This is a genomic window from Streptomyces shaanxiensis (assembly GCF_039537145.1).
In the GTDB taxonomy this organism is placed as follows: Bacteria; Actinomycetota; Actinomycetes; order Streptomycetales; family Streptomycetaceae; genus Streptomyces; species Streptomyces shaanxiensis.
The window spans coordinates 1,154,376-1,174,228 of record NZ_BAAAZY010000010.1 but is presented as its reverse complement, the minus strand read 5'-3'; the positions used below and the strand labels follow the sequence as shown (position 1 = coordinate 1,174,228).

The window sequence follows — 19,853 nt, the reverse complement described above, 5'->3', positions numbered from 1 at the left end:
CGGTACGTTCGTCACCGCTCCCGGGGAGCATGACCGTCATGTGTCGACGAGTCCCCCGGGCGCGCTGTCAGGGCGCCATCTCGTACGCCCCGGACAGTGCCTCGACACGCTCCCAGACGCGCCCCGAACGCGCTTCGTCGACGACGGGACGCCGGACCGCGCCGAGCGCCCAGCGCTGCTGATCCGCCGTGGCGGAGTCCTTGCCATGCAGTTCGACGGCGTAGGCGGAGAAGTCGCGGACGAGTACGGAGAACAGCTCGTCGAGCACGTCCTCGTCCAGGTCCGTCAGACGGGCCTGCTCAAGGATCAGCTGGCCGTGCACCACCAGCGCGAACAGCTGGCCGACGGCGAGAAGAAGATCGAGGTCGCGGCTCTGCTCCTCGTCGGGGGCTGCGGTGGTGACGAACTCGCACAGGGCGTCGGCCTGCTCCCGGAAACGGGCGACGTTCGGCACCCCGGCGTATGCGTCGTAGGCGGGACGCCAGTCGTGGAAGCGCACGGAGCCGAGGCCACGCGCCGGTCCCTGCTCGAAGAGGAACGTGTCGTCGGCCGCGTCGAGTCGGGTCGGTACGGCAGCGAACTCGGCCGGGTTCAGGAGGTGGTTGCGCATGAACTTGAGGATCAGCGCGAGGTTGACGTGGACCGTGCCCTCGAGCTTGGGCAGCCCCCGGATCTCGACGGCGGCCTGTGCGAAGTAGGTGTCCTTCTCGAAGCCCTTGGCGGCGATCACGTCCCACATCAGGTCGATGACCTTCTCGCCCTCCGTGGTCACCTTCATCTTCGTCATCGGGTTGAAGAGCAGGTAGCGGCGGTCGTCCGGCGAGGCGGAGCGGAAGTAGTCGACCGCGCGGTCGCTGAACAGCTTCATGCCGACGAGGCGGACGTACGCGTCGGCCAGCTCGCGGCGCACGTGCGGGAAGGCGGTGACGGGGCGGCCGTACAGGATGCGGTTGTGCGCGTGGGTGACCGCCTCGTACATCGCGTGCTCGCAGATGCCGATCGAGGCGGTGCAGAGGTTGAACTTGCCGACGTTGACGGTGTTGAGGGCGGCGTCGAAGGCGGCGCGGCCCGTGTGCAGGACGTCGTCCGGGCCCACGGGGTAGTCCTCGAGGCGGAACTCACTGACGTACTTCGAGGAGTCGACGACGTTCTTCACGAGGTGGTAGGCCGGGTGACGGCTGTCGGCGGCGAAGAAGACGTAGCCGTCCGGGCCCTCGATGTCGGTGCGGCGGCCGAAGACGGAGACGAGCCCGGCGGCGTTGCCGTTGCCGATGTAGTACTTGGAACCCGTCGCCCTGAAGCCGCCGCTGCCGTCCGGCGTCAGCAGCATGTCGGTGGAGTAGATGTCGGCGCCGTGGGTCTTCTCGGAGAGGCCGAAGGCGAACACCTCACCCTGGGCGAGGAGTTCCGCCGCGCGGGCGCGAGCCGCGGTGTTGTCGCTCTGCCAGACCGGTCCGAGACCGAGGATGGTCACCTGCCATGCGTACCAGTAGTCGAGACCGTAGAACCCGAAGATCTCGTTGAGGGCGGCGATCCGGGCCGTGTCCCAGCGCTGGTCCTCGTGTCCGGCCGCGGACGCCGGGGTGAGGAAGGTGGCGAACAGCCCTTCCTTGGCGGCGAACGCAAGGAAATCGGCCAGCCAGGCGCGGGAACGGTAGTCCTCGATCAGCCTGCGCTTGCCACGCTCCTCGAACCAGTCGACGGTGGCCCGCAGCAACCTGCGGGTCTCGGGGTCGAACTGCGCCGGGTCGTACGTGCGCGGGTTGAAGAGGAGGGAGTCGGCCATGGAGGTCCGCCTTCCGAGGGTTGAGGGTCGAGGGTGAGAGGTGCGGGATCGAAGGTCGCGGAGCGCGGGCGGTGGTGGCAGGCAGCTCAGCTATGCGGGTGTGGCGCGCCGAGCCGGTGGAGGGTGGCGAGTACGTCGTCGAGCCAGGCGATCGTCATCCGCTCGTACGCGATGCCGCCGCGCAGCACGACATGCTGCAGCTCCTGGCCGGCGTCGAGCGCGGTGGGGGCCGTCGGGCCGGTGAAGTCACGCAGCTCTCCGGCGAGATAGTGCGCGAGCCGGTCGCTGTGCACCTGGCGGTGCCGTTCGACCTCACGGATCAGCACGGACGGGTCGTCGAAGGCCGCGCCGCGGATCTTCACGGCGAGCTCGTGCCGGATGCTCTCGGGTTCGATCGGTTCGTGCAGCCACTGAGAGAGGGCGGCGCGCCCGGGGCCCACGACGGAGTACTCCTTCTTGTCCGGCCGACTCTGCTGCGGCAACCCGCGGACGGTGAGCAGGCCATCGCTCTCCATGCGCTTGAGAACGCGGTAGATCTGCTGGTGCGTGGCGGTCCAGAAGTATCCGATGGACCGGTCGAACCGCCGGGCCAGCTCATAGCCGGAGCCCGGCTTCTCCAGCAGGGAGACGAGGATCGCGTGCTCGAGCGCCATACCTCGATCTTCATATGCAACTCGTTGCATAGCCAAGGGGTGCTGCCCGGGTGAGACAGGGGTCACGCGGTGCCCTGTTCAGCGTCGGCCGCCACGGCACCCGCCGGCACGGGCGGCACGGGCGGCACGGACAGGTCAGGCGCACGGGCAGACAGCGAGCAGGCGGCGGAACTGCTGAGCTGGGAGCGGCGGCGTGAGCAAACAGAGCGCTGCCACCGTATGGGCCCCGCTCACCCGAGTCCCCGCGGCCCGGGTGATGCGCCACCCCGACCGGACCGTTGCCGCCTGCAGGCACCCAGCGGCAGCCAGGTGTTGCCGAGCAGACGGTGGTGGGTGACGGATCGTGCTCATGCCTGGGGCTGCGGCGCGATCTCCTTGATCAGACCCTCGACCAGCCCCTTGATCTCGTCCCGGATCGGGCGCACGGAATCGACGCCCTGGCCCGCCGGGTCCTCCAGCTGCCAGTCCAGGTACCGCTTGCCGGGGAAGACCGGGCAGGTGTCGCCGCAGCCCATCGTGATGCAGACGTCCGACTCCTTCACCGCGTCCACGGTGAGCATCTTCGGCACCTCGGCGGAGATGTCGATGCCGACCTCGGCCATGGCCTCGACGGCGGCCGGGTTGACATTGGCGCCCGGGTTGGAGCCGGCGGAGCGGACCTCGACGCGGTCCCCGGCCAGGTGGGTCAGCCACGCGGCGGCCATCTGGGAACGGCCGGCGTTGTGGACACAGACGAACAGCACGGAGGGCTTGTCGGACATCGGAGGTCTCTCTTGTCTCACGACGACATCAGGCGCAGATGACATCAGCACCCGGTGGTATCAGCCACCACTGATGTGACAGTATCAGCCCATGATGACGTCAGTCGACACTGATCTGATCCGGGTTCTGGCCGACCCGCTCAGGCTCCAGATCGTGACCCTGCTCGCCAAAGAGACGCTGTGCACCACCCACCTCATGGAGGAGACCGGTGCCCGGCAGACCAATCTCTCCAACCATCTGAGAGTGCTGCGCGAGGCTGGGGTCGTCGAGACGGAGCCGTGCGGCCGTTTCACCTACTACAGGCTCAAGCCGGACGTCATCGCCTCGCTCGCCGGCCAGTTCGCCGACCTGGCCGAGTCCGCTCGCACCGCCGCCGAGAACAAGAGGGCCTGCCCATGACCCCCGCCGAAGCCGCCTCGACCGCGGAGTCCGCGCCGGCCATTGCCGTATCCGGGTCCGTCGAGCCTGCCCCGGGTGCCACTCCGCCGCGCACCCCGCTGGTCGCGCGGGCCTCCGCCGAACTCATAGGCACCGCGCTGCTGGTGGCGGTCGTGGTCGGCTCCGGCATCCAGGCCACCGAACTGACCAAGGACGTCGGCGTACAGCTGCTGGCCAACTCCACGGCCACCGTCTTCGGCCTCGGCATCCTGATCCTGCTGCTCGGTCCGGTCTCCGGCGCGCACTTCAACCCGGTCGTCACGCTGGCCGAGTGGTGGACCGCCCGCCGCGGCGGACCCGGGGTCACACCACGCGAGGTGGCCGTCTACGTCCCCGCGCAGATCGTGGGCGCGATCGCGGGCGCCATCCTGGCGGATGCGATGTTCGGCGAGCCCCTCGTGAAGTGGTCCACCCACGACCGCTCGGCAGGTCACCTGCTGCTCGGTGAAGTCGTCGCGACTGCAGGACTGATCCTGCTGATCTTCGGCCTGGCCCGCGCCAACCGCCTCCAGTTCGCCCCCATGGCCGTCGCCTCCTACATCGGAGCCGCGTACTGGTTCACCTCGTCGACGTCCTTCGCCAACCCGGCGGTGACCATCGGTCGTGCCTTCACCGACACCTTCGCGGGCATCGCCCCCGGCTCGCTCGCCGGGTTCATCGGTATGCAACTCGTCGGCGGCGTGGTCGGACTGGCCCTGGTGGCCCTCATCTTCATGCCCGGACGACCGGCCGAATGAGCCGCGGCACGCAGGTGGTGGTGATCGGCGGCGGCCAGGCCGGGCTCGCCGTCGGCCATCACCTGCGCCGTCTCGGCGTGGACATCGTCGTCCTCGACGCCCGGACCGCGCCGGGCGGCGCCTGGCAGCACGCCTGGGACTCGCTACGGAGGGCGCCGAGGTAGCCGCCGATTCAGTGGCGTCATCAAGGAGCTGGCGGAACATCGCCCGGGCGCGCTCAGTCCGTCGTGGATTGCCTGACGGTCCACGGACGGCTCATCCAACGGGCTCACTTTTGCCTGCGCGATCCGCGCTGCCGGCTCAGCCGAGGGTGCCGAGCATCTGCCCCATGGCAGCGACCACCGACGGCTCCACCCGGTAGTACACCCAGGTGCCGCGGCGCTCGGAGGTGAGCAGGCCGGCCTCCTTGAGCTTCTTCAGGTGGTGGGAGACGGTCGGCTGCGAGACGCCGACGTCGGAGATGTCGCACACGCACGCCTCGCCGCCCTCGTGCGAGGCGACCGCGGAGAACAACCGCAGCCGCACCGGGTCGCCCAGCGCCTTGAACATCCGCGCCGTCTTCTCGGCTTCATCGGCGGTCAGCGGCCGTTCGGTGAGCGGGGGGCAGCACGGCGCCACGGCCTCGGGGACCACGGGGACCTGGGGCTCCAGCAGCGGCAGCACCTTCGTATTCGACATGCATCTATGTTGACATATGTCGAACCAGCGAGCGAGGGGCAGCCTATGCCCGGCTGCCGGCGCCGGGCGCGCTGGACGCGGCAGCGTACGGCCCGAATTGCGCCGCATGTCGGCGCAGGGCATGCGCCGCGGCCAGTCCGGACTGGCCGCTCCCGATCACCTCTACGTCCGCCCGCCCCACAACCCGACTCCAGATTAGACGAATGTCTATGTTGACGTCTATCGATGCAGGGGTCATGCTGGAACAGCACAAGACATCGACAGGCATCGAAACAAAGGGGAACCTCGTGGCTGCGTCCGTTGACCGCGTGCCCACCACCGACCAGCTGCCCGTAGTGGTCATCGGCGCCGGCCCCATCGGGCTGGCCGCCGCCGCGCACCTCGTCGAGCACGGCATCGAACACCTGGTCCTCGAAGCCGGCCCCGCCGCGGGCAGCGCCGTACGCGACTGGTCGCACGTCCGGCTGTTCTCACCGTGGGGCGAGGTCATCGACCCGGCTGCCGAGAAGCTCCTCGCCCCGACCGGCTGGGTCCGCCCCGACACCTCCGCCTACCCGACCGGCGGCGACTGGGCCGAGCGCTACCTGCAGCCCCTCGCCGATGTCCTCGGAGACAAGGTCCGCTACGGCATCGCGGTCACCGGTGTCGCCCGCGCCGGCCGCGACCGCATCGTCGACTCCGGCCGCGACGAGCAGCCCTTCACCGTGCACCTCCAGTCCGCCGACGGCCACGAGGAGCGGATCACCGCCCGCGCCGTCATCGACGCCTCGGGCACCTGGTCCGTCCCGAGCCCGATGGGAGCCGACGGCCTGCCCGCCCTCGGTGAGAAGACCGCCATCGACCACATCGCCTACCGCGTCCCCGACCTGGGCGACGCAGCCGTACGGGCCCGGTACGCAGGCAAGCGCACCGCCGTCATCGGCTCAGGCGCCTCCGCCTTCACCGCCCTCGCCCTCCTCGCGGACCTCGCGAAGGAGAACGACGGCACGCACGCGGTATGGATCCTGCGGCGCGGAATCAGCGACAACACCTACGGCGGCGGCGAGGCCGACCAGCTCCCCGCCCGAGGCGCCCTGGGCCTGCGCGCCAAGGCCGCCGTCGAGGCCGGCCACGCGAGCGCGGTCACCGGCTTCCGCACCCGCGCCGTAGAACACGACGGCGACCGGCTCGCCCTTGTCGCGGAGGATGGCCGCCGCCTCGACCCGGTCGACGAGGTCATCGTCCTGACCGGCTTCCGCCCCGACCTGTCCTTCCTCTCCGAACTCCGCCTCGGCCTCGACGAGCGCCTCCAGGCTCCGACCTCGCTCGCCCCGCTGATCGACCCCAACGTCCACTCCTGCGGCACTGTCTACCCGCACGGCGTGAACGAGCTCTCCCACCCCGAACAGGGCGTCTACCTGGTCGGCATGAAGTCCTACGGCCGCGCCCCGACCTTCCTCGCCATGACCGGCTACGAGCAGGTCCGCTCCATCGCCGCCGCCATCGCAGGCGACCAGGAGGCCGCCGAGCGCGTCGAACTCACCCTCCCGGAAACGGGCGTGTGCGGCGGCGCGGGTCTCTTCGACGAACCGGAGAACGCCGAACAGTCCGGCGGCGGATGCTGCGCCGCCCCCGCCACCCTCCAGATCGGCATCGGCAGCCCGGCAACCGTTACCTCCGGCGGCTGCTGAACACCCCACCCACCCAAGGAGGTTCGCCATGTCATCCCGCGTACAGCTCGCCCTCCGCGTCCCCGACCTCGCCGCATCCGTGGCCTTCTACACGAAGCTCTTCGGCACCGAGGCCGCCAAACTCCGTGACGGCTATGCCAACTTCGCCATCACCGAGCCCCCGCTCAAGCTCGTCCTCATCGAGGACACCGCAGGCGAGGCGACCCGCCTGGACCACCTCGGCGTAGAGGTCGAAAGCACCGAGGCAGTCCAGGCCGCCACCACTCGCCTGGCCGAATCCGGACTGACCACGGCCACGGAGAACGACACCACCTGTTGCTACGCCCTCCAGGACAAGGTCTGGGTCCACGGTCCCGGCCAGGAACCCTGGGAGGTGTACGTCGTCAAGGCCGACGCCGACTCCCTGGCCAAGCAGCAGGGCAGCACCTGCTGCGCCAATCCTGCCGAGGCCGACACCGTCTCGAAGGAACCGGCCGTCGCGGGCGGCTGCTGCTGATCCGCCGATGACCAACATCGACACCAGCGAGGCCGCGACCGGAACGGGAGACCGGTCACGGCCTCGCGCCGCCCGGCGCGCCACCCAGGTCGCCGGCTGGGGAATCGTCTTCACACACCACGGCGGCCGGCGTTCCTACTCGGACGCCTCGGTCCGACAGCCGTCACGCGGCAGCCGGCTGTTCGGCCACCCGGAGGCTCAGCGCCTGGTGGTAGCGGCGCAGCAGGAGCAGGGCCGTGGCGGCCAGGCCGGTCAGGAGGCCGAGCCAGACTCCCTCGGTCTCCCATCCGGCGAGTTGGCCGAAGAGCCAGGCGGCGGGCAGGCCGATCAGCCAGTAGCCGACGAGGGTGATACGGAATCCGCTCTCGGTGTCGTCCAGGCCGCGCAGCAGGCCGACGCCGATGTTCTGCGCGCAGTCGAAGAACTGCAGGACGGCCGCGATGAGAAGAAGGTTGGTGGCGATGCCCGTGGCGCTGTGCCCGTCGGCCGCCGAAGGGTCGAGGAACGGACGCAGTACCAGGCCGGGGACGGCGAGGTAGACGACGCCGACCACGGCCATCACCGCCGCCGCACACGCCAGCGCCGTGTTCTTGATGCGCCGGGCGGCGGCGATCCGGTCCAGGGCGAGTTCCCGGCTGACGTTGAGGGACGCGGCGTGGGACAGGCCGACGGCGATCTGGAAGACGATGTAGATGAGCTGGTTGACGGCGGTGTGCGCGGCGAGGGCGGCACTGCCGAACGTTCCGATCAACAGGGCGACGACGGAGAAGAAGCCCGCCTCGGAGCCGTAGGTCGCGGCGATGGGCACGCCCAGGCCGGTCAGGCGGCGCAGGGTGGCCGGGCGGGCCTTCCAGATCCGTATGTCCAGCAGCGGGGCGAGCCGGGGGTCGCGGCGCGCGGAGGCGTACAGGGCCAGGCAGGTCAGCGCGTACACCAGGGAGGTGGAGACGCCGATGCCGGGCAGACCCAGCTCGGGCAGGATCCAAGTGCCGTGGATGAGCGCCCAGTTGAGCGCCACGTTCACGGCCACCGACGCGATCGTGATCCGCAGCAGGGCCCTGGGCGACGCAGCCCCACGGTGAACTGGCGTATCGCCTGGAACCACAGGCAGGGGATGAGGGGCGAGGGCGAGCAGGACCGGCCAGGCCGTGTCCACGACCTCGGGGTCCTGGCCGAGGTAGGCGACGGCTCGCCCGATCAGCAGGATGACGAGCGCGCCGACGACTCCGGCCAGGGTGGCCAGCGCCAGGGCGGCGCGGACCACGTCCCGGACCTCCTCCGCCGCCGCGTCGGAGAGCGCCCACCCACCCGGTGACCGCCGCGCTGGCGACGGGAGTGGCCTCTGGCGCGTGACCGCGGCGTCCGGCCCGCCCACCTGGCCCGCCGCCTCAGTGGTCCACTACCGCCACTCGCGCACATTCGGAGTCGGGGCGACTTCGCTGCTCCAACCGAGGTGATCGAGGTGCAGACGGGTGTGCACCACACCGTCGAGGGGGGATCAGGAGCGTGGCTGCAGCCAGTAGTGCGCGGCGGCCAGTGTCACCTCGATGTCGTCGCTCCATGAACAGACTTCCAGCCACGACAGGTAGCCGCCCTGCGCGAAGACCAGAACCTCACCGGGGCACACACCATCCTCGGTGACGAGCTGCGCTTCTGCCGCCACGACGGTGCCGGGGCCGGTGGGCGCGGGCTCCACCTCGCTGGTGTCGAGTTCGAAGTAGGCGGTACCGCACCCGCATGTGCAGCGCGCTCGCACGCTCAGGTGCGGAACCTGCCTTCGGAGCGCGGCATGAACCGGATTGTCCGTGTCCAGGACTGCCGCAAGCACGTCGGCTACGTCGGCAGGCAGGCTCTCGGTCATCCCGTCACCGTATCTGACCAGCGGCTTTCGACTCCGGCCGCGCTCGGCGCATCGCCGTTCGGCCGGCCGGCGTCACGCGTCCAGGACCAGCTCCCCGCCGGCGAGGCAGCCGGCGATGACCTCCGGTCGGTACTGCTGCACGGGGAGGCGAGCACCTTGTACGCCGCCAGCCTGCGCAGCTCATCGCGTAGCGGTGATGAGACGGAAGCGTCAGCCGGGCCAGGTGCCGGTCAGGCGGCGGGTCGCGACGGCGCCGCCTCGGTCGACCACGGCCTTGACGCCGGCGAAGATCGCGCCTTGCAGGACGGCCGCCGACAGCACCTCGCGCCAGGTGCGCTCCTCGTCGGTGGCGTCGGGGGCGTCCTGTTCGTGTCCGAGTTTCTTCCAGATCTGCTTGAACAGTCCGCCGGCGAGCATGCCGCTGGCTGCCCCCAACGCCAGGCCGACCGGCTTGTAGGCGATCTTCGACGCTTTCATGGCCGCCTCCTGGCGCGACGTACGAGCAGCAGCACGATCAGCGCGCCTGCCGCGGCGAACAATGGGGCGCGGTTGGCCTGTGCCATCCGCCTGCCCTGATCCGCCTTCTCACGCAGCGGTTCGGGAGCCTTCTCGCGGGCCAGTTCTCCGAGGTGCGCGGCCTTGTCTCGGACCTGCCCGCCGGCCGCGGCGGCCTTGGCGCGCACCGGCTCCGGTGTCCTGTCCTGGACCATGTGAGCGGCGTGTGTCGCCTTGTCCCGGAGTCGGGAAGTGACCAGGTCGGTCTTCTCCGCGAGCTGCTGCTTGACGGCGGTCGTCTTCTCATGAGCGCGGGCCTTCACGTCGGTCTTCGCCGCGAGGACCTCGACCGTCTGGCCGAGTTCCTCGCGGGTCGCCTCGACGCGCTCGCGCAGGTCCTGCGAGGAGGGTGCCGGCTCATCGCCCGCGGGCGGCTTGTCCTGGGTCATCGCTGTGCCTTCTCCTTGATCTCGGCCACGTCGGCCTTCACGCTGTCCACCGTCTGCTGCGGTGTCGGCGGGGACGCCCTGCTGAACTGCTGCTTGCCGAGAGCTGCCATCAGGGCGGTCACGGCGGCCAGGACAGCGGTGACGATCAGCGCCGCCAGCCACACATCCATGACGAGCGAAAGCGCGGCGATCACGGTGGCCACCAGTGCCTGCAGGGTCAGGACGCCCACCAGGCCGGCGCCGCCGAACAGACCGCCGCCCTTGCCGAATCGCTTGCCCTTCTCGGTCATCTCGGCCTGTGCCAGGCGCATCTCGTCACGGACCAACTGCGAGAGCTGCTGTGTCGCACGCTGGACCAGCTCGCCCACCGGTTCATCCCTCGCTTCGCCGGTGCGCGGGGAGCCGCTGTCAGCGGTCATCGGTGCTCACCTGTCCTTCGTCAGTGTTTCTGGCATGCGCGGGGACTTCGTCGGGGGTTCGCCCAGTCGGCGGCGTCCCTTGGGCGTTCCTTCCTTCCGTCGTCCGACCGGGCGCCCGAGTACCCACGTAACGACGCATCACCGCTTTCAGAGCACAAGTCGCCGCAGCAGGCGCGGCACGGCGCGTGCGAGTGCGGCCGCGGCCAGTCCGATCACGGCGCCGGCGGCCACGTCGGTGGGGTAGTGCGCACCGCTGTGCACCCGCTGCGCGGCCACCACCAGCGCCGAGGCCCCGCACGCGGCCCCGGCGGCCGGCCACACCGGTGCGGCGGCCGCGGCGAACCCGAAGGCGGCAGCGGTGTGACCGGAGGGAAAGGAAGAGCTGTCCGGCCGGTCCCGGAGATCGTCCGGCGGCACCCATTCGGGCGGCGGGCGGCGCCGCCCGTACAGCTGCTTGACGACGCAGCTGGACAGCACCTCGGCCGTCGCCATCGCGGCCACCCCGGCCGCAGCCGCCGTCCGGCCGCGCCACCCGCCGACGGCGGCCATCGCCCCTGCCACCGCCCACCACAGCTTGGTGTGCTCGGCCGCTTCCTCGACTGCGGGCGAGATCTGCCGAACCCAACGCGGTCCCGACGCGATCGCCCGCCTCGCCAGCCGACGATCCCTGTCCCGCAGGCCCGCCATCACTCCCATGGCCGGCCGACTTCCCTTCGATCCCCCCTCACACCGATACCGGGGCAGACGGTGATCCGCCGTGATCTGCCGCCTTCAGGATTCGAGGCGGCGGCGGTCCTCCTCGTCCCACTTGCGGGTGTCGCGCGGCTGGACATACGGCTCGTCGTCGGCCGGGTGACCGCCCGCGACAGCCCGCTGCCGGGCAAGCTCAGCATCGAACTCCAGGCCCAGCAGGACCGCGAGGTTGGTGATCCACAGCCACACCAGGAAAATGACCACGCCGGCGAGGGTGCCGTAGGTCTTGTTGTACGAGGCGAAGTTCGCCACGTACACCGCGAACCCGACGGAGGCGATCATCCAGATCAGCAGGGCCAGGAAACTGCCCGGCGTGATCCAGCGGAGGCCGCGGACCTTCGCATTCGGGGTCGCCCAGTACAGGACCGCGATCATGATCGTGACCAGGAGCACCAGCACCGGCCACTTCGCGATCGACCACACCGTGAGCGCCGTGTCGCCGACCCCGAGCGCTGTGCCCGCCTCCCGCGCGAGAGCCCCGGTGAACACGACGATCAGCGCGCTGATCACGGCCATGACCATCAGCACCACGGTCACGCCGACCCGTACCGGCAGCACCTTCCACACAGGGCGGCCCTCGGGGACGTCGTAGACCGCGTTGGCGCTGCGGATGAACGCGGCGACATAGCCGGAGGCCGACCACACCGCCAGCACCAGACCCACGATGGCCATGAGGGAGCCGAGCCCGGCATTGCCCTGCATCTGCTGCACCGCATTGCGCAGGATGTCCTGCGCGGCGCCCGGGGCGAGCTTCTGGATGTTGTCCAGCACCGCCTGCGTCGCAGACTGGCCTACGATTCCGAGCAGGGACACGAGTGCCAGCAGCGCGGGGAACAGCGCCAGGATCCCGTAGTACGTCAGCGCCGCCGCACGGTCGGCCAGCTCATCCTTCTTGAACTCCTTCAAGGTGCCTTTCAGCACCACGCCCCAGGAGCGCTTGGGCAGGTCCGTCGGACTGTCCGGAGCCCGCCGCTCCACCCGCTCGTCCGGTCCGGCGTCCGGGGTCTGCTCTGTCTCGTTCGTACGGCCACCAGCGGCATGCCCGCCGTGCCGTCCATGCCGTTTCACTGTCCGCACCATTGCGCCCGGGTATCCGGTCCAGCGACCCATACACAATTTTTGGACATTCAGGACTTTCTGAGGATGGCGTCGTCGCTGGTGCGTCCGCCCGTTCCCTCTTCAGCGTGTGGGAGAGCCGACGCAGATCCGCCCGCCGCCGCGGACATCGACGGACCTCGTTGGTTGCGATCAACTTTTCGGTCGGGTGCAGGAGGGAACCCGGCCACCGTCCGTGTCCGTGCGGTGAGGAGGCCGTCGTGACTGATCCGCAGCACACCCAGCAGGACCCGGCCACCCAGCACCCGCAGCCGGACTTCCCGGCGCAGGAGCAGTCCCACCCTGGATGGACCGGGCCGATGGATCCGCCGCCCGATCACGGCGAGGAGAGCTACCGTGGCGCCGGCCGGCTGGAGGGCCGCGTGACCGTCATCACCGGCGGCGACTCAGGCATCGGGCGCGCGGTGGCCTTGGCCTTTGCCCGGGAGGGCGCCGACGTGGTGTTCACCTACCTCCAGGAGGAGGCTGAGGAGGCACGGGAGACGTCCCGGCTCGTCGAGGACGCCGGTCGCAAGGCGGTCGCCGTCGCCTGCGACATCCGTGAGGAGGACAACTGCCGAGCCCTGATCGAACATGCGGTCTCGGAGTTCGGGCGCATCGATGTCCTGGTGAACAACGCCGCCTACCAGATGTCCCAGCCGGACGGCATCGAGGCGATCACGACCGAGCAGTTCGACCGGGTCATGCGCACCAACCTCTACGGCATGTTCTGGCTGACGAAGTTCGCCGTACCGCACATCCCCGAGGGCGGCAGCGTCATCAACTCCACGTCGGTACAGGCATACAAGCCCAGTCCGCATCTGCTGGACTACGCGACGACCAAGGGCGCGATCGTGACCTTCACCCAGGGGCTGGCGCAGATGCTCGTCGACCGCGGCATCCGCGTCAACGCGGTCGCGCCGGGGCCGGTGTGGACGCCATTGATCCCCGCGACGATGCCGGACACGGTCGAGTTCGGCAAGCAGAGCCCTCTCGGCCGCCCGGCCCAACCCGCCGAACTGGCCCCCGCGTACGTGTATCTCGCCTCCCAGGAGGCCAGCTTCGTCACTGCGGAGATCCTCAATGCGACGGGCGGAACACCGCTGCCGTAGTCGAGGTGCAGAACGCGACCACGGACGGATCTCAGGACTGGGAGCTTCTCCAGTAGGCCCCCTGCCCGCAGAAGAACCTGACAGGGCCGGCGGTCGGGGCCCGGCGCTCAAGCCCGGCCCCGACTCCGGCGTCTTCAGGAGCGGTCCGCTACTACTCGCCCGCCGGTCACCACGCGGCCGGTGGTCGCCTTTTTCCGCAGTCGAAGCGCTTCGATATTTGCCGCGACCATGCGATGGGCAACGCTACCTAAAACAGGTTGGGGCAAGGCGTTGACAGGCAACAGCCGCACGTGCGAGCTTCGAAGCGCTTCAACGATTCCGACCGGTGCGGCGGCGGGGTCCCCGCACTGCCACCCGCCCGAAGGGTTGCCCACTGTGAGTACCGCTTCCGTGCCTGCGGGCCTGCCCTGCGGGCTCCGCGCTCCAGTACGCCCCGGCCGTCCCCCAGCCGGGCGTTGCCGCGTTCCGCACGTGCTCGGAGGCCCTGCACGGCGTCGCCTGGCTGGGTGAGGCGACCGTCTTCCCGCAACCCCTGGCCCTGGGCGCGTCCTGGGACGAGGAGCTGGTGTGCGAGGTCGCCACGGCCACCTCGGTCGAGTTGCGGGCCTTCCACCACCACCGACGCCCGGAGACCGGCGACGGGCCCATCACCGCGAACTCCGGCTGGCGGCCTTCGGCTTCACGGCCTGACAGGCGCCATACGGACACCCAGCCCCCGCGCAGAAGGTTCCCCACGGCGCTCCCCCGACCGCATACCTCAGGACGGACATGACGTTCTTCGACAATCCCGTGATCCCCGGCTTCAGTCCGGACCCGAGCATCTGCCGGGCCGGGGACGACTACTACGTGGCGACGTCCAGCTTCGAGTACGTACCCGGCGTGCCCATCTGGCACAGTCGTGATCTGGTGAACTGGCGGCTCATCGGTCATGCACTGGACCGGCCCTCACAGATGGAACTGCCGTCCACGGCCCCGGCCTCCACCGGGGTGTACGCGCCCACCATGCGCTACCACGACGGCCTGTTCTGGCTGATCACCACAGTGGTCGCCGGGGCGGGCAACGTCCTGGTCACCGCCGAGGACCCCGCGGGGCCGTGGTCGGACCCGGTGCCGATCGACATCCCCGGGATCGACCCCTCCCTCTCCTGGGAGGAGGACGGCACCTGCTGGTGTGTGTTCTCCGCGGGCGGGATCCGCGCCGTGTGCATCGACCCGAAGTCCGGTGAACTGCTGGGCGAACCGGTGCCCATGTGGTCGGGCAGCGGGTTGCAGTATCCCGAGGGGCCGCACCTCTACCGTGTCGGCGACTGGTGGTACCTGCTGCTGTCGGAGGGCGGCACCGAGCGCGGGCACGCGCTGTCGCTGGCCCGGGCCCGCACGCTGCCGGGACCGTTCGAGGCGCACCCGGCCAACCCCGTGCTGTCCCACCGCAGCACCAACCACCCGGTGCAGAACACCGGCCACGCCGATCTGGTGCAGGCACACGACGGCACGTGGTGGATGGTGCTGCTGGGCACCCGGCCCCGCGGTGACACACCGCTGTACCACGGCATGGGCCGGGAGACGTTCCTGGTACCGGTGCGCTGGGAGGACGAGTGGCCGCTGCCCGGCCCGCTGGAGCTGCGCGCGCCGGCCCCGGCGCTCGCGCCGCATCCCTGGCCCGAGGAGCCGGACCGTGACGACTTCGACTCCGCCACGCTCGCCCCGTGCTGGGTGTCGCTGCGCCGACTGGACCCGGAGGCCGTACGTCTCGACGAGCGGCCGGGCCACCTGGTGCTGCATGCTCGCGGCGACAGCCTGGACAGGCCCGGCGCCGTGTTCGTGGGGCGGCGCCAGCGCGACCCCGACTGCACCGCTCGCACCCTGGTCGACGCCTCCGAGGGCGGCCGGGGCGGGCTCACGGTGCGGCTGGACGAGGCGCATCACTACGAGGTCGAGGTGGGTGACGGCATGGTCAGCGCGGTCGCCAGGATCGGCCCGCTGCGTCACACCATCGCCGAACGGTCCGTGCCGGACGGCCGGTTGACCCTGCGGATCGACATCTCGACCTCCGACATCCTGCCGCCCACGGTCACCACGCGCAGCACGGACCCGAACGAGGATCAGACCTCCGGCCTCCGCGTCGGCGGCCCCGACACCCTCCGTCTGGGCTACCAGACGGACAGTGGCGACTTCTCGATCCTCGCCGAACTCGACGGCCGCTACCTCACCACCGAGGTCGCCGGCGGCTTCACCGGCCGCGTCTTCGGCATGTACGCCACCCACGGCAGCGCGGCCTTCGACTGGTTCGAGCTGCGAGCCGCCTGACGCACACCCGGTCGACGCGGCCCCGGCAACCGCGCTCATCCGGCGGTACGGGGCCGCAGTCGCACGACCGCGATCGAGTACGCCGGCACGGTCTGGCTCGTCGCGCTGCCGGTCGCGGCCGAGCCGGTCGAGGTGGCGTTCTTGCGGTACGAGTACACGGTCGGTGCAGCGGTCGACGGGCTGAACCCGCTGTAGGACAAGGCCACCGTGGTGTCGTTGCTTGGATCCTTGTTGATCAGCATGACGTTCACGTCAACGCCCGCCCGCCCGCCGGCCGGACCGCGTGCACGGAAACCAGCGAGATCGAACTGCCGGTCTGGATCAGCCTGTCGCCCGGTGAACCCAGCTTGTCGGCGGCGAGGGCACCACACGGCAGCCGGGAGCACGATGTCCAGCACCGGCGACCTGCCACAGTGCCGTTACTCGGGCACCTCTTCCAGCGCGGCCGCGATGCCCGCCCGGTCGGCGGCGTCGACAAGCGCCTGGCCGATCACGGAGACCGGCTCACGCGCCGGCAGCACCAGTGCGATCCGCTCCGTGCGGACGGGCCGGACCAGGCGGACGGCCCGCATGCCCGTGGGTACGCCGAAGACATGCAGCCAGGCGTGGGGCACGATACTCGCCCACTGACCGGACCTGACCTGCGCGAACAGGGAGGCGATGGAGTCGGTCTCGACGCGCGGGGCCACGGAGACACCTACGGATTCGAGCACCGCGTCGAGAACCTGGCGCCCCTGCATCATCGGGTGCAGCAGACAGAGCGGGTACTGGGCAGCCTCCTCCCAGGTGACCTCGACGGGGCCGGTGTCGGTGGCGGGCCACTGGGTCAGGAACACGTAGCGCTCCTGGTACAGCGGGACGACCTTCAAGCCATGCGCCACGGCGGAGCTGTGGTAGGTCACGGCGGCGTCCAGCTCGTACGACCGAAGCCTGTTCACGATGTCCTCGGCCCGTAGATCGGCGAACACCTGGACGGTCGCCAATGGGTTGGAGGCGCAGAACCGCTGGGTCAGCAGGGCGACCGCCGTGGACGCGGTCGGGACGGTCCCGATGCGCAACCGGCCGCTCAGCCCCGACCGCAGTGCCTGGATCTCACCCTGCAACGCGTCCCGGTCGGCGAGGATGCGCTGCGCCCACAGAACGACCCGCTCGCCCTCCGGTGTGAGCCCGTCGAACCTGCGCCCCCGCTGGACCAGAGGGATGCCGAGTTCCTCCTCCAGTTTCCGGATCCCTTCGGACAGGGCCGGCTGGGAGACGTGGCAGGCCTGCGCGGCCTGCGCGAAATGGCGAGCGCGGGCGAGGGCGACAAGGTATTCGAGTTGGCGCAGCAGCACGTCTCAATGATCCACCCACGCCTCGATGATCCACCACTGACGGTCGGACTTCGTTTCCCGAGGTCACACCTCGCTGACGCCCACTGATCGGCGGTGCCTATCACGCGATAACACCTGCCACTTTGACATGCTTCGTTCCCTTGCCGAAGAGTCAGTGCGAACGGTCGGCGAGACCTGTTCCGCTCGCGTGCGCTTCGACCACACGCCGGCTGCCCCGTTCCCGGGAGCGACGGACAGCGCCGAGCGAGCTCGCCGCCCAGGACGGAAAGGGCATGAGGCTCGATGCGGGACTTCGACGAACCGGATGAGGACGAGCTGTCCGTGACGGCTCCCAAGACATGGGCCACGGGCGCTCCCGCGGTGGTGCACGCCCTCAAGTACGCGCTGGGCCAGACGTCACCGAAGCGCACCGCGCTGACCCTGCTCAACATCAACCAGGCGAAGGGCTTCGACTGCCCGGGCTGTGCCTGGCCCGAGCCCGCGCCGGGCAAACGGCACCTCAATGAGTACTGCGAGAACGGCGCGAAGCACATCAGCGACGAGGCCACCTCGCGGCGGGTCACCGCGGACTTCTTCCGGCAGTACTCGGTGGACGAGCTGAGCAGGAAGTCGGACTACTGGCTGAACCAGCAGGGCCGACTGACCGAGCCGATGGTGCTGCGCGAAGGCGCGACCCACTACGAGCCGATCGGTTGGGACGAGGCACTGGACCTGCTGGCCGACGAGCTCCATGCCCTGGACCGCCCGGACGAGGCCCTGTTCTACACCTCCGGGCGGCTGGCCAATGAGCCGGCCTTCCTGCTCCAACTGTTCGCGCGGGCCTTCGGCACCAACAACCTGCCGGACTGCTCCAACATGTGCCACGAGTCCAGCGGCTCCGCTCTGAACGAGACGCTGGGCATCGGCAAGGGCAGCGTCAGCCTGGACGACATCTACGACGCCGACCTCGTCTTCGTCGTCGGACAGAACCCGGGGACCAACCACCCGCGCATGCTGACCGCGCTGGAGGAGACCAAGCGCCGCGGCGGTCATGTCGTCGCCGTCAATCCGCTGCCCGAGGCGGGGCTGCTGCGCTTCAAGCACCCGCAGAAGGCGCGCGGCGTGATCGGCCGCGGCACACAGATCGCCGACGAGTTCCTGCAGATCCGCCCCGGCGGCGACCTCGCCCTGTTCCAGGCACTCAACCTGCTCCTGCTCGAGGCGGAGGACAAGGAGCCGGGCACCGTCCTGGACCGGGGGTTCATCGAGGAACACACCACCGGATACGACGCCTTCGCCGAGCACATACGCCGGACCGCCTGGGACGACGTCCTCGAGGCCACCGGGCTGGGCCGTGACCAGATCGAGCGAGTGCACGACCGGGTTCTGGAGAGCCGCAGCGTCATCGTCTGCTGGGCCATGGGTCTCACCCAGCACAAGCACGGCGTTCCCACCATCAGGGAAGTCGTCAACTTCCTTCTGCTGCGCGGGAACATCGGCCGTCCGGGGGCGGGGGTGTGCCCGGTCCGCGGGCACAGCAATGTGCAAGGCGACCGCACGATGGGCATCTGGGAGCGCATGCCCCAGCCGTTCCTGGACCGGTTGGGCCATGAGTTCCGCTTCACCGCGCCGACGGCACACGGCCTTGACTCCGTCGACTCGATCCGGGCCATGCGCGACGGACGGGCCAAGGTGTTCGTGGGCGTCGCGGGCAACTTCGTCCGGGCCACTCCGGACAGTGACGTCACCGAGCGCGCCCTGCGCAACTGCTCGCTGACCGCGCACATTTCCACCAAGCTCAACCGCTCCCACGCGGTCTGCGGGCGTACGGCCCTCATCCTGCCCACGCTCGGCCGCAGCGACCGCGACGTCCAAGCGAGCGGGGAGCAGTTCATGACGGTCGAGGACTCCATGAGCGAGGTCCATGCCACCCGGGGCCGCCTCGCCCCTGCCTCCCCGCACCTGCTGAGCGAGGTGTCCATCATCAGCCGCCTCGCCCGCAGGGTGCTGGGATCCGAACCGGACATCCCCTGGGAGGACTTCGAGGCCGACTACGACCTCGTCCGGGACCGCATCTCCCGGGTCGTCGAGGGGTTCGACGACTTCAACGAGCGCGTGCGGCGCCCCGGCGGCTTCCGCCTGCCCAACCCGGTCAACAGCCGAGTGTTCCGTACACCCACCTCAAGGGCCGTCTTCACCGTCAACGACTTCACCATGCTCCAGGCACCCAAGGGGCATCTGGTCCTGCAGACCCTGCGGTCGCACGACCAGTGGAACACGATTCCCTACGCGATGGACGACCGCTACCGCGGCATCAAGGGTGGCCGGCGCGTCGTATTGGTGAACAAGGCCGATCTCGCCGACCTGGGCCTCGAGGACGGCTCCGTCGTCGACCTGGTCAGTGTCTGGTCCGACGGTTCGGAGCGCCGCGCGGCCGACTTCCGTATCGTCGCCTATCCCACTCCCCCGGGTTCGGCCGCCGCCTACTACCCGGAGACCAATGTCCTGGTACCGCTCGACAGCGTCGCGGACATCAGCAACACCCCGACGTCGAAGGCCGTGATCGTCCGTCTGGAGCGCCCTGAGGAGCGGGGACCGGCGTGAGCCGCCACGGGAGGGGCTTCGGGGCGCGCCTGGGGCCCGTGCGGCGGCCACGGGAGCGCCGGCACGAGGGGAGGTCGCTTTCCTGCGCCTCGCCCGACCGCGGATTGGGCGGGAGCCCGGGCTTACGCCGTACTACCCCCGGTCGGCGCCTGCGCGGCCGGGCCGGATGCCGTCAGCCCCCGAATCGACCGTGCGATGCCCCGCCCCCGAGTACCGCCCCTTGCC

At 70.0% G+C, this 19,853-nt stretch carries 19 protein-coding genes and 3 pseudogenes; 9 read left to right on the top strand and 13 right to left on the bottom strand.

Translation table 11 applies throughout. The features are described from left to right. Positions 1 to 67: 67 nt before the first annotated feature. From ABD932_RS18685 to ABD932_RS18675, 3 genes are all read right to left on the bottom strand, one after another. Complete coding sequence (locus ABD932_RS18685) at positions 68 to 1,786, bottom strand: acyl-CoA dehydrogenase family protein (protein WP_345014077.1); 1,719 nt, start codon at positions 1,784 to 1,786, stop codon at positions 68 to 70. Positions 1,787 to 1,872: 86 nt separating this feature from the next. Beyond that, positions 1,873 to 2,439 carry a PadR family transcriptional regulator gene (locus tag ABD932_RS18680; RefSeq protein ID WP_345014075.1) on the bottom strand — a complete coding sequence of 189 codons (567 nt, stop codon included), beginning with the start codon at positions 2,437 to 2,439 and terminating at the stop codon, positions 1,873 to 1,875. 347 nt (positions 2,440 to 2,786) lie between these two features. Further along, complete coding sequence (locus ABD932_RS18675) at positions 2,787 to 3,200, bottom strand: arsenate reductase ArsC (protein ID WP_345014073.1); 414 nt, start codon at positions 3,198 to 3,200, stop codon at positions 2,787 to 2,789. Between the two features lie 91 nt (positions 3,201 to 3,291). Here ABD932_RS18675 and ABD932_RS18670 point away from each other — a divergent pair, with 91 nt between their 5' ends. The 3 genes and pseudogenes from ABD932_RS18670 to ABD932_RS18660 all read left to right on the top strand — a co-directional run. Beyond that, a complete protein-coding gene (locus tag ABD932_RS18670; protein WP_345014071.1) occupies positions 3,292 to 3,600 on the top strand; it encodes an ArsR/SmtB family transcription factor in 309 nt (102 codons plus the stop codon). After that, positions 3,597 to 4,376, top strand: coding sequence for an aquaporin (locus tag ABD932_RS18665; RefSeq protein ID WP_345014069.1), 780 nt, complete (start codon positions 3,597 to 3,599; stop codon positions 4,374 to 4,376). Before ABD932_RS18670 ends, ABD932_RS18665 begins: the two co-directional genes overlap by 4 nt. Then, positions 4,373 to 4,522: pseudogene (locus tag ABD932_RS18660) on the top strand (FAD-dependent oxidoreductase); the annotation flags it as partial. The gene ABD932_RS18665 and the pseudogene ABD932_RS18660, both read left to right, overlap by 4 nt. 154 nt (positions 4,523 to 4,676) lie before the next feature. On the opposite strand, the gene ABD932_RS18655 reads toward ABD932_RS18660, so the two are convergent. After that, positions 4,677 to 5,054 carry an ArsR/SmtB family transcription factor gene (locus tag ABD932_RS18655; protein WP_345014067.1) on the bottom strand — a complete coding sequence of 126 codons (378 nt, stop codon included), beginning with the start codon at positions 5,052 to 5,054 and terminating at the stop codon, positions 4,677 to 4,679. A 287-nt stretch (positions 5,055 to 5,341) separates the two neighbouring features. Here ABD932_RS18655 and ABD932_RS18650 point away from each other — a divergent pair, with 287 nt between their 5' ends. Together ABD932_RS18650 and ABD932_RS18645 are read left to right on the top strand one after the other, a co-directional pair. Beyond that, the gene (locus tag ABD932_RS18650) at positions 5,342 to 6,724 is read left to right on the top strand and encodes an NAD(P)-binding domain-containing protein (protein WP_345014065.1); all 1,383 of its coding nucleotides are present in this window, start codon (positions 5,342 to 5,344) and stop codon (positions 6,722 to 6,724) included. 28 nt (positions 6,725 to 6,752) lie between these two features. Next, complete coding sequence (locus ABD932_RS18645) at positions 6,753 to 7,220, top strand: ArsI/CadI family heavy metal resistance metalloenzyme (protein WP_345014063.1); 468 nt, start codon at positions 6,753 to 6,755, stop codon at positions 7,218 to 7,220. Positions 7,221 to 7,383: 163 nt separating this feature from the next. On the opposite strand, the pseudogene ABD932_RS18640 reads toward ABD932_RS18645, so the two are convergent. The 7 genes and pseudogenes from ABD932_RS18640 to ABD932_RS18610 all read right to left on the bottom strand — a co-directional run. Further along, positions 7,384 to 8,514: pseudogene (locus tag ABD932_RS18640) on the bottom strand (MATE family efflux transporter); the annotation flags it as partial. Between the two features lie 204 nt (positions 8,515 to 8,718). Continuing rightward, the gene (locus tag ABD932_RS18635; RefSeq protein ID WP_345014061.1) at positions 8,719 to 9,081 is read right to left on the bottom strand and encodes a hypothetical protein; all 363 of its coding nucleotides are present in this window, start codon (positions 9,079 to 9,081) and stop codon (positions 8,719 to 8,721) included. Between the two features lie 210 nt (positions 9,082 to 9,291). Next, positions 9,292 to 9,558: a DUF4235 domain-containing protein gene (locus ABD932_RS18630; protein WP_345014059.1), complete on the bottom strand. Its 267-nt coding sequence runs from the start codon at positions 9,556 to 9,558 to the stop codon at positions 9,292 to 9,294. Further along, the gene (locus ABD932_RS18625) at positions 9,555 to 10,025 is read right to left on the bottom strand and encodes a DUF3618 domain-containing protein (RefSeq protein ID WP_345014057.1); all 471 of its coding nucleotides are present in this window, start codon (positions 10,023 to 10,025) and stop codon (positions 9,555 to 9,557) included. Before ABD932_RS18625 ends, ABD932_RS18630 begins: the two co-directional genes overlap by 4 nt. Then, positions 10,022 to 10,444 carry a phage holin family protein gene (locus ABD932_RS18620; RefSeq protein WP_345014056.1) on the bottom strand — a complete coding sequence of 141 codons (423 nt, stop codon included), beginning with the start codon at positions 10,442 to 10,444 and terminating at the stop codon, positions 10,022 to 10,024. Before ABD932_RS18620 ends, ABD932_RS18625 begins: the two co-directional genes overlap by 4 nt. A gap of 147 nt (positions 10,445 to 10,591) precedes the next feature. Next, on the bottom strand, positions 10,592 to 11,140 hold the full coding sequence (locus ABD932_RS18615; protein WP_345014054.1) for a phosphatase PAP2 family protein: 549 nt from the start codon (positions 11,138 to 11,140) through the stop codon (positions 10,592 to 10,594). Between the two features lie 75 nt (positions 11,141 to 11,215). Further along, complete coding sequence (locus tag ABD932_RS18610) at positions 11,216 to 12,277, bottom strand: YihY/virulence factor BrkB family protein (protein ID WP_345014052.1); 1,062 nt, start codon at positions 12,275 to 12,277, stop codon at positions 11,216 to 11,218. A 236-nt stretch (positions 12,278 to 12,513) separates the two neighbouring features. On the opposite strand from ABD932_RS18610, the gene ABD932_RS18605 reads away from it, so the two are divergent. From ABD932_RS18605 to ABD932_RS18595, 3 genes and pseudogenes are all read left to right on the top strand, one after another. After that, complete coding sequence (locus ABD932_RS18605) at positions 12,514 to 13,404, top strand: SDR family oxidoreductase (RefSeq protein WP_345014050.1); 891 nt, start codon at positions 12,514 to 12,516, stop codon at positions 13,402 to 13,404. 424 nt (positions 13,405 to 13,828) lie between these two features. Continuing rightward, positions 13,829 to 14,011: pseudogene (locus tag ABD932_RS18600) on the top strand (hypothetical protein); the annotation flags it as partial. A 161-nt stretch (positions 14,012 to 14,172) separates the two neighbouring features. Further along, positions 14,173 to 15,711: a glycoside hydrolase family 43 protein gene (locus ABD932_RS18595; protein WP_345014047.1), complete on the top strand. Its 1,539-nt coding sequence runs from the start codon at positions 14,173 to 14,175 to the stop codon at positions 15,709 to 15,711. Positions 15,712 to 15,746: 35 nt separating this feature from the next. On the opposite strand, the gene ABD932_RS18590 is transcribed toward ABD932_RS18595, so the two are convergent. Both ABD932_RS18590 and ABD932_RS18585 read right to left on the bottom strand, forming a co-directional pair. Then, a complete protein-coding gene (locus ABD932_RS18590; protein ID WP_345014045.1) occupies positions 15,747 to 15,953 on the bottom strand; it encodes a hypothetical protein in 207 nt (68 codons plus the stop codon). Between the two features lie 177 nt (positions 15,954 to 16,130). After that, positions 16,131 to 17,045 carry a LysR family transcriptional regulator gene (locus ABD932_RS18585; protein WP_345014043.1) on the bottom strand — a complete coding sequence of 305 codons (915 nt, stop codon included), beginning with the start codon at positions 17,043 to 17,045 and terminating at the stop codon, positions 16,131 to 16,133. A 282-nt stretch (positions 17,046 to 17,327) separates the two neighbouring features. Between ABD932_RS18585 and ABD932_RS18580 the strand changes: the two genes are divergently transcribed. Beyond that, entirely contained in the window at positions 17,328 to 19,628 is a 2,301-nt protein-coding gene (locus tag ABD932_RS18580; protein WP_345014041.1) for an FdhF/YdeP family oxidoreductase, read from the top strand. The last annotated feature ends 225 nt before the right edge of the window (positions 19,629 to 19,853 follow it).